The sequence below is a fragment of the Nocardioides pelophilus genome (genome assembly GCF_014180685.1).
Lineage (GTDB): Bacteria > Actinomycetota > Actinomycetes > Propionibacteriales > Nocardioidaceae > Nocardioides > Nocardioides pelophilus.
Map to the genome: position 1 here is coordinate 112875 of NZ_JACEHF010000001.1, position 16799 is coordinate 129673.

Below are 16799 nucleotides of genomic sequence, written 5' to 3' on the forward strand. Positions count from 1 at the left end.
GCGGCTCCACCGGATGTTATGCGTGCGTCACCGGGGTGCGCTGGCTCCCCAGGTCCAGGGCGCCGTCATCGGTGGCAACGCTGACCGTGACCAGGTCGCCGTGCTGGAGGTACTTCGGATTCTTCGCCTGCTTGTCAAAGAACGCCTTCCACTTCACGTGCGCCGGTAGGAGGTTGGCGATGAGCTGCACGACCTTCGGAGGAGCAGACAGCGCGGTGCCGACCGGTGTGCCGGTCAGGACGAGGTCGCCGGGGTCGAGCCTCTGGAAGCGCGACAGCGCCTGCAGCGCCTCGATCGGCGGGAAGACCATGTCGCCGGCGATGATCATGTTCTGGCGGGTTTCTCCGTTGACCGACAGGTGCAGGCGCAGGTCGCCGAAGCGGTCCAGCTCACCGGGTTCCAGCAGCAGCAGCACCGGGCCGACCGGCGTGAACGTCGGGTAGGACTTCGCTTCGAAGAACTGGGTCTTGGGCAGTTGCAGGTCCCGCGCGCTGACGTCGTTGGTGACCACCAGCCCGACGACGTACTCCTCCAGGTTGGCCGCGGTGATCTCGGTGCCCACGGTCAGTGGCTGGCCGATCACGAGGCCTACCTCGACCTCGTAGTCGAGGAACCGCACGTGGGCAGGGCGGACGATCTCGTCGTACGGGCCGGAGATGGAGCCGGACGTCTTCCGGAAGAACGTCAACGGGATGCTGTCTGGATCCATCCCCGAGTCGATGACGTGCGAGCGGAAATTGGTCATCTGCGCGACCACGCGGCAGGGCGCGGTCACCGGCGAGACGAGCTCGAGCGACTCGACGGAGACCGCCTCGCCACCGGTGCGGGCGGTCTCGACGGCCGCCCGATCCGCCAGCAGTTCGGCGGTCGTCGCCGCGGTGGTGTTGACGCGGACGGCGCCCTCGGCGGTCTGGACCCACCATGCGTCGGCGGTGCGGAGGACGGAGATGCTCATGAGGTTGCCACTTTCATCAGGCCCCGCAGTCGGGACAGGTCGAACTCGTTGTCTTGGCGAAGAGCGGTGGCCATGGCTCGCAGTTCCCTCAAGGACTCGCGTCCGGGCGCGATGCCGAGGAAGTCCTTGGTCGCGGGTGGTCCCCACTGGGCCAGTCCGGACGCGGTCATCGGTGCCCAGCCCGGTTCGAGGGTGTTGTCGAACCGGTCGCCATCGGTGAAGTGCTCGACAAGGAAGCCGTCGGGGTCGCGCCAGTAGTCGAAGATCTGGCTTCCCTGGATGTGCCGGCCGATCCCCCACGATCGGTCGTACCCGAGGTCGAGCAGGTGCTCGCCGCCTGCCGCGAGCGCGTCGAGATCGCTGACCTGGTAGGCCGAGTGGACGTATCGGTTGCTGGGGCCCAGTGTCATCGCAAGCGCGTGGTGGTCGGCCAGCTCGGAGCCACGGTCGCACCGGATGAAGCTCATCGTCGGCCCCCGCTCGCGCTGGCCCGGGTAGTAGAGGAAGTCGCTGACGATCATGCCGAGGTGCGTCAGGTACCAGTCCAGGCTCTCGCGGTAACGGGTGCTCTGGAGCACGACGTGCCCGAGGCGCTCGACGACGGCCGGCGCGCGCGGCGGCCGCTGGGTGGCGTTGACGCGTCGTACCTCACCCCCGGTGTTGACGACCAGCGGCTCCTGGGGCGGCTGGGCAGGGAGTTCGTGGGTGCCGGCGACGACACGGACACCGGCGCCGTCGGGCGCGGTGAGGTCGACGACCGCGCCACCGAGGCTCTCGGGCAATGCGTCTACCCGGGTGCCGGTGGCGTTCGCCAGCCGCAGGAGGTCGCTGCCCTCAGCAGCCCGGAACGCGGTGCCTGCGAAGCGCGATCGGGCTCCGCGTCGGATGATGACGGCCGGGCTGCCGGCGTAGACACCGCGGAGCTGGACCTCCTCGCTGGTCCGGCTCACGGTCGCGAACCCGAAGGCGTGGGCAAACCGCTCAGCAGCGGCCAGGTCGGGCTTCTCGAACTCGAGCCAGGCGAGATCGGCAACCTTGATGACCGGGTTGGCTGCCCGGCCCGGGTGCTCGCCACGCAGCGCACCCTGCTCGCTGTGCAGATCGTTGTGCGTGCCCATCAGAGCCTGCCGACTGCGACGAAGAGCGTGAGCAGAAGCAGGACGCCGTTGAAGGCGACCTCTCGGTGCTCTCCGCGGCGGGCGTGCACGACGATCGCGCCGACCATGGCGATCGCGAGGCCTCCGGCGGCAAGGGCGGTGAGGACCGGGGCGATGTCGAGGGCGCGGGGCAGGATCAGCCCGGCCGCTCCGAGAATCTCGGCGACGCCGGTCAGCCGGATCACCGGAAGGGGCACGTCGTGCACCCAACCGCCGACCCTCGTCTCCAGCGTGGCCAGGGACTGAGTGGCCTTCATCAGCCCCGCGCCGAGGAAGATGAGGGCGAGCGCGATCTGCAGGACCCACAGGACGGTGTTCATGCGGCGACTCCCCTGACGAGGTCGATGAGCGAATGCGGTTTGGCGGGCGGGACGTCGCCACGCCAGGCGACGTGCTGGTCCGGGCGGATGAGGACGAGGTCACGCTCGTACAGGGCGCGGGCGTGGGGGTCGCGGACGTCGACGACCTCGAGCGGCAGGCCGACCGCAGCGGCGGCCTTCTCCAGTGCTGCCGTGTCGTGCTCGGCAAAACAGAGCAAGGTGAACCCCGGGCCGAACAGGTCGAAGATGGCTGTCCCGTCGACGAGCTTGATGCTCGGCGGCCGCACGCCGGGTGTGGTGGAGGGGACGTAGGCGTCCATCGTCTGCTTCGGCGCCGGGCCGGGCTCGTGGGCGATGATCGGTGAGGTGTCGTAGCGATAGCCGAGCTCGATGCCCAGTGCCTCGTTCTCGAGGTTTCCGAGGTCGGCGATCTCGCGCCCCAGCCGACGGCGGGTGCGCTCGCCAGACCAACCTTCGCTGTGCATGTCGCGCCAGTCGGTCGTCATGATCGCGGCCCGCACCAGCGCGTGGCGTGCAGCCGCGTCGCGGTTGCGGACTGCGACGGCGCGGCGCTCCGCGGCGTACGCCTTCAGCAGGCCCGGTGTGCCCCAGCCCTGGACATTGGCGGCGAGCGCCCAACCGAGGCCGACCGCGTCGCCGACGCCGGTGTTCATGCCGTAGCCACCGGTCGGCGTGACCTGATGGACCGCGTCCCCGGCGAGCCATAGCCGCCCGGCGCCGAAGGAGTCCGCGACGACGAGGCGCGGCACCCACGCGTTGGCGACCTGCACGTCGACGTCGAGGTCGTGACCGAGGCGGTCGCGAACGAACTGCACCGGATCAATCGAGTCGGCATCAACACCGACACCGAGTGGCGAGTGGAGGGTCCAGATCTCACCGTCGTCCTGGGAGATGAGGGTCCAGCCCTCCGGAGACTGCAGATGCCAGACGTAGCCGAAGCGTCGGTGGATCTCGCGGTCGCGGGAGTGGAAGTGAACGAGGTAGAAACGACCGTCGGGCGGTCGGGTGCCGTCGTACCGCACGTTGCGCAGCAGGCTGCCGACCGTTCGGCGCACCCCCAGTTGCTTGACCGCCAGCCTGCGGAGATCGATCTGGTGCTCACCGATCCCGAGACCGCGACGGATCCGGCTGCCCGCACCGTCGCAGCCGGCGAGGTACAACGCGCGGACGGTTCGGCGACTGCCCGTGGCCGTCTCGACGAGCTCGGCCGTCACGCCGTCGTCATCCTGGGCGAACGAGTCGAGACCCCAGCCATACTCGACCCGACCGTGATCGGCACGTGCGACCAGCAAGTCACGCAGCGCGGGCTCGAGGACGACCTGGGAGACCCGCATCGCGGGTTCGAGAGGCAGCGTGCCGTCGTTGGTGCCCGCGACCAGAGCCCGCGCCTCCTCGACCGACGGGTAGGCGAACGAGGCGAGCTCCCACCCGGCAGCGCCCGTCGCCCAAGTGACCTTCACCGGGTGATCGCTGGGGACGGCGCGGGCGCGAAGGTCGTCGGCGATACCCAAGCGCCGGAAGAGCTCCATAGAGCGCCCATTGGTGATGTCCATCTTGGGGTGCTGCGTCGTACCCGCGTTGCGCTCGACGAGCAGGGTCTCGACGCCGTGTCGCTCGAGCTCGTGAGCGAGTGTGAGCCCGACCGGGCCAGCGCCGGCGATCAGAACTTGAACTCTCTCCACACCACCTATTGAACACTTCTGTTCAATACGTGTCAATAGTGTCTCATCGAGCCGATACATGTCACACTCTCAACATGAGTGCGACCGAACGCCGCATCCGCGCAGCAGCCATCCGGCTGTTCGCGGAGCGCGGCCACGCCGACGTCTCGATCAGCGACCTTGCCGCCGAGGCGGGCGTGGCCCGCGGCACGCTCTACCGCAACGTCGGATCGATAGATGCGTTGTTCGACCAGGTCCGCGGGGACCTGGCTGTCGAGCTGCACCAAGCCAACGTCGAAGTGATGGACGCCGCAGGCATCACCGATCCCCCGCTTCGCCTCGCGGTCGGAATGCGAATGCTCGTGCGCGGAGCCCATGCGGATCCCCCGCTCGGCCAGTTCCTCGCGCGGTTCGCGCTGACCGATGAATCCTTGCGCAGCATGGTCGCGGGGCCGCCCATGGCAGACGTTGCGGCGGGCATCAAGGCCGGCCGCTACACCGTCACAGCAGGTCGCGACCTCAGCGTCGCCTCGCTGATCATGGGCGCGACGGTCAGCGCGATCTGGATGGTGCTCCAAGGCCACCAGGCCTGGCGCGACGCCGGCACCGACGCAGCCGAACTGGTGCTGCGCGCACTCGGCGTCGATCCGATCGAAGCCCGCGAGATAGCGACCGAGCCACTGCCCGAGTGACAACTCGTCCGGGCTGCCGATCACAGGCCGAGGTCCCGGCTCTGGTGGTCATCATTGCCTCGGCGGACCGGATCGCCGCACAGACACCTGGGGACCTCGCCAATTCACTACATACGGCTCCGACCAGGTTTTCGGGGCATAAACGCGGCATGGATCGAATCTCATTCGCGGCCCCCACGTCAGGTCAACTAGAACCACCAACCGTCCGAGGCCGCCGCGAGTGCGGGTTGCGTGTGACGCGAGTGGCGTGCGCGCAACGAAGGGGCTGCCCGTCCCCTGGCATTCACACCACCGCCTTCACCCCGTCGCCGACGTGGCGACGCGCGCGAGTCTCATCCAGGCGACCGCGTCTACACGCTGGCACCACGCAGTGAGTAAAGGGGTTCGATCCCGTAGGTGCGCGTCACCCGGTACGTCGCCACGTTGCTGGGGTCCAAGATCGCCGCTGGGGGCGCTGCCGGCAAGCCGAGAAGTTCGTCACGAAGCGACGGCGACGTTGGCTCGTCCGTGCCGTTCGCGACACCGTCTGAATCGAAGAAGAGCACGAACGTCTGTCTGCCGGTTTGGACACTGGGTAGAACGATCCCGTCCAGGTCGACTGCAGCGACCCGACGAAGATACTCAGTGACGACTTGCGTGGGCACGTACTCGACGTGCTGGCGACCATCCGGAATCACGGGCGCCGTTATCGCGCTCACGAAAGATCCCAGGAACGAAAGCATCCGGTACTCCCGACGTCGCCCTTGGTCGAAGGGAGACGGCAGGCGTGGTCGAACCGTGAGGTCAAGGACGGTCAGATCTCGAGTGGTAATGAAACGTCCGACGACCGCGAGGGGGTCGACGCCGTGCCCTGCAATCTCGGCGACCGCCGTTTCAGGATCGGAGGATCCGTAGAACAGCGAGATTCCCTGGGGAGACATGCGGTTGGCCGCCGCCCTACCTCTCGGAGCGGGCCCCAGGGCCTCTGCGGTCGGGGAAATCGCGCCTGGCTTCTCGCAGAGTCGGCCTCTGAACACTGGCGTCCCTGCGGGCAGCGATCGCACGAGACCGTTCTTCTCGTTGACGTACTCCCGAAGTTTGCGGAGGAAGCGTGATGTCGGGTCGTGGCGCGTGTCGTCATCCAGGAAGACGAAACGCGCCTCGTGCTTCACGGTTTCAGCAAACTGCGTCCACTCGTAGTCGAGATCGTCAGTGTCCGCCGCTGTCCCCCAGGTCGTCCACTCGTTGTCGTCGCCAATCGCACTCGAGACAAGCTCAAGGGCGTCATCGATGACCGCGGGCTCGAACGCGTCAGCGGCCAACTCGTAGACCGCCTCGCGCGTGTCGAACTGGGGACCAACGTAGACGCCGTCCTCGTTGTCCCATGGCAACTCATCGGACGTCGTGAAGAAGTACCGGAAGGATTCGATGAACGTCGCCATGAGAGTCTCGACCGGAACTACAGCTGGCTCGTCCGCCTCTTCGCCACAAAGGCCGCAGACTCCGGGCGTGATTTCTTCGCGGAGATCGGCTTCGAGTGCGGGATCGATGACATGAGTTAGACAGATCGATCCCTCGACGTCGTCGTAGCCGCGGGCCGCGAGTTCTTCCGCCCACCTCTTCGCTAGACCCATGGCGTCATCATGATGCTCATCGAGCCTCGGTTCCCTTCTTGGGCAGGTTGGACGCTTGATAACCGTCGGCTGAAAGTCCCTGCACTTGGGCGTACCACTCGGGATGTGCGGCACTCAACTTCTGTCTACATGAAGAGGCGGAACTGGTAGCTGTCATCGGGGAGGTCGGGGACGCGTCCGATCATCTTCGCCAGCTTCTGACTGTACGAGATCGTGACCGGTGTGTGGCCGTAAAGAGCGTCGTTGTTCCAGTCGAGCTTTGAGAGGGCGAGGATCTCGGCTGCGGGCACTTCGAGAGGCCCCTGTCCTGCGTCGCGCTCGAAGGAGATGGGCATTGGCAGTGCCTTCGCGGCCTGGTTGTACTTACCTCCGCGCACTCCAACGCCTTGTGCCGTGCCGGATACCCAGAGGAGCGCCTCGTGGTAGGAGAGGTACTGCAGGGAACCTCGATCTACAGGCCAGTCGTGTGGCTCTGCACCCTTGTTGTCCTTGTGTTCACGGAGGGCGACCCCAGTCCATGGGGTCTGGGAACGCACCTGCAGGCATTCGATTTCGGGCACGGCCGCGCTCCAGGCGTCGAAAACGCCGGCGATCTCATCTGGGGTCCAGCGGGTCGTCTTGTGCGCGACAAGACGGGCTGGCATGGCTCCCGCACGACGGCGCTGGTACAGACTCGCGCTGCGGGTCATGACGGTGTGCATCTCCTCGCGGGTCAGGTGTGGGTTGTCAAGGTCGCGGTCGGCGCCGACGTTGTACGCGATGAACTCGAACCCGCCGCCCTCGGCGTCGAACACTTGCGAGCAGCAGGTGACGAACTCGTTGGCCGTACCTCCACGGATCGCGTATGCCAGACCGATGTAGGCGGTGTCGGTCGGCGTCGGCTGGACTATCCGGAAGGGGACGCCCCCGGCCTTGGTCAGCAGCGCGATCGAGAGGCGCCAGTACATCGAGCAGTACAAGGGGAACTGAAGCGCGCCCGCCTCGCGCACCACTTGGATCGGGCAGGCCAAGGGTGCAGCGGTCGCCTTAAGGCGGTCGTGCAGATCGTAGGAGCCGTCTGGGCTGCGGCGGAGCGGCTCCCAGGCGCGAGGGAGAAGAAGCACAATCACGTCCCAGCTGTCCCTGATCGATTGCAGCTGCGCAACTGCTCGCGCGATGACTTCGCTGAGCCGTTCGTGAGCGTCTGAGCCTGTACCCGGGGCGTCCGAGCTCAGGTCGACGTGCGCGGCTCGCTGAGGTAGCAGCTCCGCGCGAACCAGATTGGTGAACCCGGGGAAACGGGGCACGTAAGCGTGCCGGTCACTGGGCTCGTGTGCCAAAGTGGCACCCCTTAGGAAGGCGTAGAGCATTTCCCGCTGCCCAGTCATGGTGATCGTGGCGACGCGCACAACTCCGGTCGGTGGCCCGGCATAGGGGCCGTGTTGAAGCAGCCCGAGCAGCGGGTTCCCGGCCGTTCGCGGCCTCGCAGAATTGTCGAACTTCAGCAGGGGTTCCGGGAGCCAGGCGTGGGGGGCCCACGGCTGGCCGGGCTGTAGGGCACTAGCACTCATGGTGCTCTCCAGCTGTACGCGGAGGTCGCCCCGACGCGGAACCCGCCGAACGTCTTCGGATCTGCGGCGTACGGAAGGCGGAGTGACGCTGCTTTACGACCCGGCGCGATTGCCGTGGTCCACGCCTGGATCAGTTCGGCCCACTTCTCGTTCTTCTTACGCTGCACCCACCGCTCGCGGCGCCACTCCGACGCCGAGTCCGGCTCGTCCTGCTGTTCGTCAGAGCGTTCCCAGCGATCGACCCAGGTGTACGGCGAGAAGATGAGCCAGGTAAGCCCCCACCGGAATTCCACGTGAAGTCTGACAGCCTCGGCCCACCGCCTTGGCTGGCCGTCACGGTCGGGCCCGTAGCGGTCAATGAGTCGCCCGGCCACGTGGCCGCCGTAGACGTTCTTGAACATCTGCAGTAGTTCAGTGCGCTCGGGGGTCAGATCGTCCCATTCCTCGAGGACCACTTCGTTGTGCCGGCGCGTGATCCTGGGCCAGGCGGGTAGGGCCTTGGCGATGGCTCGGGTCAGTCCGTCGACAAGAAGCGCGTGTGGGCCAGGCTCCAATACGCCCGACGTGAGATCGAGGTCAACAACTTCGGCGCGGCTCCCGACCAGATCGCTGAACTCCTCGCCGTTGCCCCATCCCCAAACGGCACCGCCTGCCATGACCGCGACGCCGCGCCAGTCGGTCTCTCTGCATCGTGCCCGAAACTCCTCGTGGTCGACTCCGGAGATTGTGGCGCGCAAGGCTGTCGCCGGTGCGGACAGAATGGGGATGGCGTTGTACCGAATGATCGGGTAGTGCTTACCTGTTGCCGTCGGCGGCGCTGCCGCAGTTCGCTGGGCCCGCGGCTGCAGGCCTGAGACGTACTTGCGTGCCTCGGCAGTCAGATCGGCTTGCTTGGCCAAGTCGACCATCAACTCATCGAACGTCTCCAGTTCGAGCAGGTGCGCTGACACTCCGAGATCCTGTGCGTCCTGCAGCAGAGAGATAACACGGTTCGATGTGCGGTCACGGTTGCGCGTGAACCACCAGAGCCCGGCTGGCCAGGCACCGTCGACCTTAGAAGCTGACTCGAGCATCTCCATAACGCTGTCGTCGCGGCCGCTGTACCCGACTACGGCGAGCCCAATGCTCCGGCTCGCATCGTGAACGGATTGCCGTAAGACCGCGTCCTGGCTGGCGAGCTCGGACTTAAGGTTCTTCAACGCCGACTCTTGAAAGTCACCATGCAGCTTGATCAGCGTGGGGTGGGCCGACGGCTTGAGGATCTGTCGTGCCCGGTCGGAACTTCCGAGGGCAGCGACGTTGAGGAGCGTCGGCTTGTTGGCATCGCCCACCGTGGCGAACGACTCGGCGGCGGCCTGCTCGATCAGCGCGTCGAAGTTGGTGGTGACCGTGATGTTCACCAGGCCCGCACTGATGAGGGCGCCAAAGATGCGCTGGCCATAACTGGGTTTGCGGCCGGACAGGAGACCCTGAAGGTACTCGTGGCGCGAGGACTCCTCGGGCAGTGCTAGCTCGAATGCCGTGGAGTAGTCGTCGTCGGTCCCGAACGGGACCATCCCATTGTGGCCGTTGAAGTACGCATCGAGGGCAGCCTGTATGGCTGGGTCGTTGGGATGCAGGTGTTGGCGGACGAGCCCGTGCCTATCGGCGTAGAGGCGGAGCAGAAGATCGTCGCGGATCTGGCTCGCGGTCGGCAGTCCCGCAAGAGCGCTAGCTCCAGCGCCGAGTAGCCAAGCAAAGCGCTGGGGCTTTATAGCCCAAGCGCGGATGAAGTTGCCGCGGTCCTCGAGGTTCACCTTCCATCCCTCAGTAGTGCGATGAAGGGTCGCTCTGCCGGGATCCTCCAGGTGAGTTCCCTGCTGCCGCGGAAGTGGCGGATCTCGAGTCGCCGGCGGTCCACGGTCAACCGATGTTGGTGCAGGTCACTGCAGCGACTGCGTCGTGGCTATGGATGCTCTCGAAGTTCCGAACCCGCACCTCGTGCGCGACTCCAAGCGCACGGCATGCCTGAGAAAGATCGCGCGCCATGTCCTCAACGAATGCCGGGTTGTCGTGCGCATTCATCGTGACGACACGCTCGTCGACGCGCTTGATGATCGGAAAGACCGGAGTTGACCCAACGTCGCGGATCATGTCGAACTGACGATGAACCGGCAGCGGATACACGTCGTCGGACATCCCCAAGACGGTGAGGCTCACTCGACTGCGCTGATTGTGAGCGCCGTAGTCGCTGATCGCCTTGCTGCACGGACAAAGACTCGTGACGTCGGTCTCCGTTGTCGTGCGCGCCACGACGGCGTCGTCGTTCAGCGCGGCATGAATCGAGACGTCGCTGGCTTGCCATGCCTCGATGCCGGACGCGGGCGAGACGACCTCGAATGCAATCGGCAGTGACACGGCCAGCCGCACACCGTCGACGTCCAATCGGTCGGCAGCTGCCTTGAGGGTGGTGGGCAGTTCCCGCGGGTCGAAGTCACGGAGGTGCTCGTGTACGAGTTCGAGCATCCGGCTCATGTGCGTGCCGCGGCGATTAGCGGGGAGTCGAACCGTCACATCAACGGATGCAACCCCGCTCTGCAGTGTCGTTCCGTCGCTGAACCGGACTGGGTATCGCACTCCAGCGACTCCAACCTCGTCGAGTTCGATCCCTCGACGGTCAGCCTGGTCCTGAATGTCAGGCAGCTGCATTCGCTCACGCCCCTCGGTACACGCAGCCGGAAGTACAGGTCTCTCGGACCCTGATCTCATTGAGGTTTGGAAGCACCGCGATCAGGCGATCCCAGATCCACTTGGCGAGAACCTCGCTGGTCGGGTTCTCGAGCCCTTCGATCTCGTTGAGGTAGTAGTGATCGAGTTGGTCTTCGAGGGGCTTGAAGGCGTCCTTGATGTCGCCGAAGTCCTGAACCCAGCCGCTCTCGTCGCCGACGGGCCCGAGGACATGGATCTCGACCTTGTATGAGTGACCGTGGAGGCGAGCGCACTTGTGACCCTCTGGGACGTTCGGTAGGCGGTGCGCCGCTTCGAAGGAGAACTCGCGGTAGATCTCAGCTGTGTGTGTCACGGAATCCCCAGGTACTTGTGGGTCTGCAGGCTGAGCTGCCAGCGCGGGTGCTCCATGCAGAACTTGACTGCGAGCTCGGTGTTGGCGGGAAGGTCGGGGCCATCCATCGGCTGGACGCGGAAGCTGGCGAAGTCCAGGTGCTCGAATGACACAGGGTCTACGCCGCCCTGGGGGACGACGAACTTCAACTCCTGTCCGCTCTGGACCACCAACTCGGCGCCAACCTTGGGGCTGACGCAGAGCCAGTCGATCCCGGCCGGCGGCTCGATCGTTCCGTTGGTCTCGACCGCTACGTAGAAGCCTCGAGCCTTGAGGGCCCGTACGGCGAGAGCGTCAAGTTGCAGCAGCGGCTCCCCGCCGGTGCAAACAACCATGGGTTCACCGCCGGAACCATGGGGCCACCTCGATGCAACTGCGTCGGCGAGAGCCTCGGCGTCGCGGAACTTGCCGCCGCCTTCGCCGTCGGTGCCAACGAAGTCCGTGTCGCAGAACTTGCAGATGGCGCGCTCTCGGTCCTTCTCGCGCCCGGTCCAGAGGTTGCAGGAACTGAATCTGCAGAACACGGAAGGGCGTCCAGCATGGGCACCCTCACCCTGGAGGGTGTAGAAGATCTCCTTGACCTTGTAGGTCACGCCTGCGACCCCTGGTACTCAAGCGGATCCTCGAGACCCGCCTCAGCGAAGCCCTTGAGCCTGAGCAGGCAAGAGTCGCAGTGGCCGCATGGCCGGCCTTGGTCGTCCGGGTCGTAACACGAGGACGTGAGCGAGTAGTCCACTCCGAGCCGCTTGCCGATTTCGACGGTCTGAGCCTTGGTCAGCTCTATGAGCGGAGTGTGGATCCTGAGTTCGTTCCCCTCGACTCCGGCGCGGGTGGCGAGGTTCGCCATGCGCTCGTAGGCGGCGATGAACTCGGGCCTACAGTCCGGGTAGCCCGAGTAGTCGAGCGCGTTCACGCCGATGAAGATGTCGGTCGCTCCCACCACCTCCGCGTAGGCCAGAGCGAACGACAGGAAGACCGTGTTGCGGGCCGGCACGTAGGTGATCGGGATCTCCTCGCCGGAGATCTCCGCGGCGGAGTCATGCTTGGGGACCTCGACGTCGGCCGTGAGGGCGGATCCGCCGAACACGCGTAGGTCGATGTCACACACAACATGCCGAGAGACTCCGGCTGCCTCCGCGACGCGCTGCGCAGCGGCGAGTTCGATCTCGTGGCGCTGACCGTAGCGGAAGCTCAGGGCGTACGGTTCGAAACCCTGGTCCTTGGCGATCGCGAGCACGGTGGTGGAGTCCAGTCCCCCGCTCAGCAGTACGACGGCCTTCCTCGTCATGCGCCTCATCCTCTCCATCTGTACACAACCTCGGTCCTACTCCATAGCAACGAAACTACACGATAGAGTAGCCGCGTCGAACATGTAGTTTCGGAAGCTGTGAGGTCATGTCGCGACGGAAACTGACGATCATCGTCACCTGCACTGACAGGAAGTTGGCGACCCCACGCCCCGAACTGATGGCTCGCAATCTTCCCCGTGGGGAGGTGGAAGCCCGCGCCCGGGTGTGGACGAAGTCAGTGGCCCGATCGCAAACGACCTCGCCGCTGATCGATCTGTACCGTGGCGAGACCTGGAGCCAGGTCAAGCGACTCATCGCCACCGCACGAGATGTCGGCTTCGAACCGGACGTACTGGTAGCTTCAGCCGGACTGGGGCTTCGCTCCCTGAGCGACACGGCGCCTGCGTACGCGGCAACCTTCAGCGCTGGCCACGCTGATTCAGTTGCGGTCTCGATGGCCGAGACTCGGGCTTGGTGGAGAGCACTCCCCCGAACTTCGGCCCCCGTAGGCGGGCGTGCCCTGTGGGTGCTCTCAGAGAGCTACTCACGGGCGATAGGAACCGACCTGTTAGAAAGCACCGCACCCAGCGAACTGCTGGTCTTTGGTGGCTCCCGGGAGATCCCCGATGACTTCCGGATCGCATCAGATCGCTGGCTCCGCCAGGCCCTCGGTGGCACCACGACGAGCCTCAACCTTCGCGCGGCTACGCGGTGGCTAACGCTCACGAGGAACACGGATCCATTTGCCGAAGACGCCCCTGTACTTTGGCGCGACTGGTCGGAGCGTTCACGCCGCCAGGAGGAGTACAACCGCAAGGCGATGTCGGACAGCGCAGTGCTTGAGTTCATCAGTGCCCTCAGGACACACGATCCGGCAATCTCCAAGACTCGCGCTCTCAAGTCGCTACGGGACTCGGGCTTGGCCTGCGAGCAGCGGCGCTTCTCAGACCTCTTCCTACAGGCGGCAGCCCGGTGACTAACCCAGATTGGCTGATACGCCGAGCGCTGAAGGTGCTGCAGAGCGACGAGACGCCGCTTTACCTGTTCACCCTCGCGGCCGAGGAGGTCGACCTGGTTGCCGATGTTGCCCGCATCGGCCGGGACGAGGCGGGAAAGTTGATCGGCTATCAGCGCCCCGAGAAGCAGAAGCACGTCAAGCAGATCCAGGATTACCTGGACTCCGAAGATCCCCTCTTCCCCAACGGGCTCATCCTCGCTTTGCCACCGGAGGTCAAGTTCAAGTCCAGCCGCGGCCCGACGACGACCGACGGGCTCGCCGTGGCTGGGACCTTGGAGATCCCGATCGCGACGGACCGGGAAGGTCCCCGACCGGCATGGATCGTTGATGGGCAGCAGCGCAGTTTGGCGCTTGCTCGAACCAGGAACCGACGCCTGCCCGTCCCGGTTGCTGGGTTTGTGGCTCCCACCCTGGAGCTCCAGCGTGAGCAGTTCCTACGCGTGAACACCGTTCAGCCTTTGCCAACCGGTCTCGTCACCGAACTACTGCCCGAGATCTCCAGCGTGCCGTCCGCACGCATGGCCACAAGACAGTTGCCCTCAGCGCTCGTCGACATGCTGAATCAGGACAAGGACTCGCCTTTCCGCGGGATGATCCGGCGAGCATCCACGCGGGCCGAAGAGAAAAAGCGGGCCGTCGTCACTGACACCAGCCTTGTGGAGGCCATCCGCGAATCAGTCGAGTCACCGTCAGGGGTTCTCTTCCCGTACCGAAACATCGCCAGCGGGACAACCGACACCGAGGGCATCCGGCGGGTGCTCTTGGCCTACTGGGGGGCGGTGCGAGAGACGTTCCCTGAGGCGTGGGGCAAGTCCGCGAACAAGAGTCGGCTCATGCACGGGGTTGGCATCCGGGCGATGGGTCGGGTCATGGACCGGGTGATGACCCATGTGCGCGACGATGACCCGCGGGCCCAGGAGCGCGCTGCGCAGGAACTGGGGCTGATCGCGGAGAAATGCCGATGGACTAGCGGCACTTGGGAGGATCTGGGTGTCGCGTGGAATGACCTGCAGAACACGCCGCGACACATCAGCGCGCTCTCGAACTACCTCGTGCGCACGTACCTTGCTGAACGGACCGGTCGAAAGTGAAGTTCTACTTCCCAGACAGCCAGGACCTCGTCAGTCCGACCTACGACTTCCTACGCGACGAGTACGTGGCACATCGAGTCCGGCAAAGGGACGACCGATACGCCCACGAGGTGCTTGAACGGGCCCCTTACCACGGCGTGCTTGTCAGCAAGTCGATCGTCGACGGTTCCATCAAGGGCGCAGGCAAGTACTCGGGCGCCCAGCGCGCCCGCATGTATCGGATGGGCGTACGGCGCTTCTTCCGCCTCCCAGACGAGGTGGAGACGCTCGGCGACAACGGCGCCTTCAACTACGTCGATGAAGAAGTGCCTCCAGTCACGGCGGAGGAAACCCTCGACTTCTACGACGAGTGCGGCTTCGATGCGGGGGTCAGCACCGACCACATCATTTTCGGTTACGCCCCGGGCGCCACGGAAGCAGATGTCGACCCGCAGTGGGCAGAACGTCGACGTCTGACGTTGAGGCTTGCCGAGCAGTTCATCGAGGCAGTCCGCGAACGACGAAGCACCGTGCAACCGGTTGGCGCCGCGCAGGGCTGGAGTCCCGATAGCTTCGCCGACAGCGTGCACGCCCTTCAGGACATGGGATACGAACGAATCGCGCTGGGCGGCATGGTCCCTCTCAAGACCAACCAGATCCTCGCCTGCCTCACTCGCATCCATGAAGTACTCAAGCCCGAGACCGAACTGCATCTTCTCGGCATCACGCGGATCGACTCGATGGATGACTTCGCCGACTTCGGCGTTGCAAGCTTCGACAGCACGTCGGCGTTCCGCCAGGCATTCATGGACGACCGGAAGAACTACCACACAGCTGAGCGGGCCTACGTAGCCATCCGAGTCCCGCAAGTCGACGGCAACCCAACACTCAAGCGCGCCATCCTCGCCGGCGCGGTCAGCCAAAGGGAGGCGTTGACCGCCGAACGCGACGCCCTCAAGGCGCTCAGGGCCTACGACGGAACCGTGCGCGCCCGGCGGGCATGCATCGACGCACTCGGCGCGTACGAGGCGGTGTGCCAGTCCAAGAAGTCATATCTAGCTGCATACGACGAGACACTCGCGGACGCGCCCTGGACGCGCTGCCGTTGCAAGCTGTGCACGCAACATGGCGTTGAGATCGCCATCTTCCGCGGCACCGAACGCAACAAGCGTCGTGGGTTCCACAACATGTCGGTGCTCGCTCAACGCATGAGTGTTCTTAGGTCCAACACGAGGAGAGCCTGATGGCCGATCGCTACGAAATCCGGCTTCCCGCATTGCGGATCCGTCAGGGACAGCAGTACATCTACACTTTCGGCGTCGATGGCAAGCAGATCCACGACTTCGCAACAGTCAGTCGGGTCCACCGTCACGACATCGAACTCCAGGGCTACCAGCGTCCTGAGGTGCTCAGCCACATTCGAGCTATCCGCCGTTACCTCGAGTCCGATGGGGCAATGCTTCCCAACGCGATCGTGCTTGCCTTCGATGAACGGGTGAAGTTCGAGCCGGTAGGTTCCCGCAGCGTCGTTGACTACGTCGCCGCCGGCGAACTCGTCATTCCTGTCGATGAATCGCTGCCGGATGACGAGAAGCCCGCTTGGCTCGTGGACGGGCAGCAGCGAAGTGCCGCGATCCGCGATGCGGACCTCGCCGAGTTCGCAGTCGCTGCAGTCGGATTCATCGCCCACGGCGAAGCGGAGCAGCGCTCGCAGTTCATCTTGGTGAACAACACGAAGCCCCTGCCGAAGGGCCTCATCCATGAACTCCTGCCGGACACCAAAGGGCATCTCCCGACCGCATACGCCAAGAAGCAGTTGCCGGCGCAGGTGCTCACGCGTTTGAACTTCGGGCAACGGGCGAAGGGCGAACCGTTTGCGGGACGAATCGCAACGCCCACCATGGCCGATGGCTACATCAAGGACAACAGCGTCCTGAAGATGATCGAGAACAGCCTCTACGACGGCGCCCTGTACCAATATCGCGATCCCGTGGACGGGAGCGGCGACATCGACCAGATCGTGTTGCATCTCAACTACTACTGGACCGTCGTGCAGGTGACCTTTCCCGACGCATGGGAACTCCCGCCCACCAAGTCACGCCTCACGCATGGCGCGGGCATTCAAGCACTCGGCTACGTGATGGACGCCTTGACCGACGGAACGCCTGCTGCTCGACTTCCGAAGCTTGGCATCGAGCACAAAATCGCGGCGCTTGCGGAGCATTGCGCGTGGACGAGCGGATCGTGGAACCTGGGTGGCGACGAACCGCGTCGGTGGAACGGCATCCAGAACACCCCAAACGATGTGAGGTTGCTGTCGAGTCACCTGCTGCGGGCCGTTCGACGAGCCTAG

Annotated in this window: 16 protein-coding genes; 5 read left to right on the forward strand and 11 right to left on the reverse strand. The window is 65.1% G+C overall.

Annotated features, from left to right (window positions below):
* Nucleotides 1-16: 16 nt before the first annotated feature.
* Genes H0488_RS00540 through H0488_RS00555 form a run of 4 tightly spaced genes read right to left on the reverse strand, consistent with a single transcriptional unit; the run spans nucleotide 17 to nucleotide 4195 of the window.
* On the reverse strand, nucleotides 17-955 hold the full coding sequence (locus H0488_RS00540; RefSeq protein WP_183097359.1) for a fumarylacetoacetate hydrolase family protein: 939 nt from the start codon (nucleotides 953-955) through the stop codon (nucleotides 17-19).
* The gene (locus tag H0488_RS00545) at nucleotides 952-2073 is read right to left on the reverse strand and encodes a VOC family protein (protein WP_183097360.1); all 1122 of its coding nucleotides are present in this window, start codon (nucleotides 2071-2073) and stop codon (nucleotides 952-954) included. Before H0488_RS00545 ends, H0488_RS00540 begins: the two co-directional genes overlap by 4 nt.
* On the reverse strand, nucleotides 2073-2432 hold the full coding sequence (locus tag H0488_RS00550) for a DoxX family protein (RefSeq protein ID WP_183097361.1): 360 nt from the start codon (nucleotides 2430-2432) through the stop codon (nucleotides 2073-2075). The genes H0488_RS00545 and H0488_RS00550 overlap by 1 nt, the downstream gene beginning before the upstream one ends.
* Nucleotides 2429-4195 carry an FAD-dependent monooxygenase gene (locus H0488_RS00555; RefSeq protein WP_246371240.1) on the reverse strand — a complete coding sequence of 589 codons (1767 nt, stop codon included), beginning with the start codon at nucleotides 4193-4195 and terminating at the stop codon, nucleotides 2429-2431. The genes H0488_RS00550 and H0488_RS00555 overlap by 4 nt, the downstream gene beginning before the upstream one ends.
* Before the next feature lie 14 nt (nucleotides 4196-4209).
* Between H0488_RS00555 and H0488_RS00560 the strand changes: the two genes are divergently transcribed.
* Entirely contained in the window at nucleotides 4210-4806 is a 597-nt protein-coding gene (locus tag H0488_RS00560) for a TetR/AcrR family transcriptional regulator (RefSeq protein WP_183097363.1), read from the forward strand.
* 350 nt (nucleotides 4807-5156) lie between these two features.
* On the opposite strand, the gene H0488_RS00565 is transcribed toward H0488_RS00560, so the two are convergent.
* The 7 genes from H0488_RS00565 to queC form a co-directional block, all read right to left on the reverse strand.
* Entirely contained in the window at nucleotides 5157-6419 is a 1263-nt protein-coding gene (locus H0488_RS00565) for a HEPN-associated N-terminal domain-containing protein (RefSeq protein ID WP_183097364.1), read from the reverse strand.
* Between the two features lie 125 nt (nucleotides 6420-6544).
* Nucleotides 6545-7768, reverse strand: coding sequence for an argonaute/piwi family protein (locus H0488_RS00570; RefSeq protein WP_183097365.1), 1224 nt, complete (start codon nucleotides 7766-7768; stop codon nucleotides 6545-6547).
* 197 nt (nucleotides 7769-7965) lie between these two features.
* Nucleotides 7966-9765: an SIR2 family protein gene (locus H0488_RS00575; protein ID WP_183097366.1), complete on the reverse strand. Its 1800-nt coding sequence runs from the start codon at nucleotides 9763-9765 to the stop codon at nucleotides 7966-7968.
* A 106-nt stretch (nucleotides 9766-9871) separates the two neighbouring features.
* Nucleotides 9872-10717 carry a GTP cyclohydrolase I FolE2 gene (locus H0488_RS00580; RefSeq protein ID WP_312856157.1) on the reverse strand — a complete coding sequence of 282 codons (846 nt, stop codon included), beginning with the start codon at nucleotides 10715-10717 and terminating at the stop codon, nucleotides 9872-9874.
* The gene (gene queD, locus H0488_RS00585; RefSeq protein WP_183097368.1) at nucleotides 10662-11030 is read right to left on the reverse strand and encodes a 6-carboxytetrahydropterin synthase QueD; all 369 of its coding nucleotides are present in this window, start codon (nucleotides 11028-11030) and stop codon (nucleotides 10662-10664) included. Before queD ends, H0488_RS00580 begins: the two co-directional genes overlap by 56 nt.
* The gene (gene queE, locus H0488_RS00590) at nucleotides 11027-11662 is read right to left on the reverse strand and encodes a 7-carboxy-7-deazaguanine synthase (RefSeq protein WP_183097369.1); all 636 of its coding nucleotides are present in this window, start codon (nucleotides 11660-11662) and stop codon (nucleotides 11027-11029) included. Before queE ends, queD begins: the two co-directional genes overlap by 4 nt.
* Complete coding sequence (gene queC, locus H0488_RS00595) at nucleotides 11659-12357, reverse strand: 7-cyano-7-deazaguanine synthase QueC (protein ID WP_183097370.1); 699 nt, start codon at nucleotides 12355-12357, stop codon at nucleotides 11659-11661. The genes queE and queC overlap by 4 nt, the downstream gene beginning before the upstream one ends.
* A 527-nt stretch (nucleotides 12358-12884) precedes the next feature.
* On the opposite strand from queC, the gene H0488_RS00600 reads away from it, so the two are divergent.
* From H0488_RS00600 to dbpB (H0488_RS00615), 4 genes are read left to right on the forward strand one after another with little or no spacing between them, the layout of a single operon-like run.
* Nucleotides 12885-13334 (forward strand): hypothetical protein, encoded by a 450-nt coding sequence (locus H0488_RS00600; protein WP_183097371.1) that lies wholly within the window; start codon nucleotides 12885-12887, stop codon nucleotides 13332-13334.
* Nucleotides 13331-14467 (forward strand): DGQHR domain-containing protein DpdB, encoded by a 1137-nt coding sequence (gene dbpB / locus H0488_RS00605; RefSeq protein ID WP_312856158.1) that lies wholly within the window; start codon nucleotides 13331-13333, stop codon nucleotides 14465-14467. Before H0488_RS00600 ends, dbpB (H0488_RS00605) begins: the two co-directional genes overlap by 4 nt.
* Nucleotides 14464-15690 carry a tRNA-guanine transglycosylase DpdA gene (gene dpdA, locus H0488_RS00610; protein ID WP_183097372.1) on the forward strand — a complete coding sequence of 409 codons (1227 nt, stop codon included), beginning with the start codon at nucleotides 14464-14466 and terminating at the stop codon, nucleotides 15688-15690. Before dbpB (H0488_RS00605) ends, dpdA begins: the two co-directional genes overlap by 4 nt.
* Nucleotides 15690-16799, forward strand: coding sequence for a DGQHR domain-containing protein DpdB (gene dbpB / locus H0488_RS00615; RefSeq protein ID WP_183097373.1), 1110 nt, complete (start codon nucleotides 15690-15692; stop codon nucleotides 16797-16799). Before dpdA ends, dbpB (H0488_RS00615) begins: the two co-directional genes overlap by 1 nt.

Coding starts and splice junctions, on each gene's coding strand:
- H0488_RS00545 (WP_183097360.1), bottom strand. CDS start 2,073: ATGGGCACGCACAACGATCTGCACAGCGAGCAGGGTGCGCTGCGTGGC.
- H0488_RS00550 (WP_183097361.1), bottom strand. CDS start 2,432: ATGAACACCGTCCTGTGGGTCCTGCAGATCGCGCTCGCCCTCATCTTC.
- dbpB (WP_183097373.1), top strand. CDS start 15,690: ATGGCCGATCGCTACGAAATCCGGCTTCCCGCATTGCGGATCCGTCAG.
- H0488_RS00560 (WP_183097363.1), top strand. CDS start 4,210: ATGAGTGCGACCGAACGCCGCATCCGCGCAGCAGCCATCCGGCTGTTC.
- H0488_RS00570 (WP_183097365.1), bottom strand. CDS start 7,768: ATGCTCTACGCCTTCCTAAGGGGTGCCACTTTGGCACACGAGCCCAGT.
- H0488_RS00540 (WP_183097359.1), bottom strand. CDS start 955: ATGAGCATCTCCGTCCTCCGCACCGCCGACGCATGGTGGGTCCAGACC.
- H0488_RS00555 (WP_246371240.1), bottom strand. CDS start 4,195: ATGTATCGGCTCGATGAGACACTATTGACACGTATTGAACAGAAGTGT.
- H0488_RS00580 (WP_312856157.1), bottom strand. CDS start 10,717: ATGAGATCAGGGTCCGAGAGACCTGTACTTCCGGCTGCGTGTACCGAG.
- queC (WP_183097370.1), bottom strand. CDS start 12,357: ATGACGAGGAAGGCCGTCGTACTGCTGAGCGGGGGACTGGACTCCACC.
- H0488_RS00565 (WP_183097364.1), bottom strand. CDS start 6,419: ATGGGTCTAGCGAAGAGGTGGGCGGAAGAACTCGCGGCCCGCGGCTAC.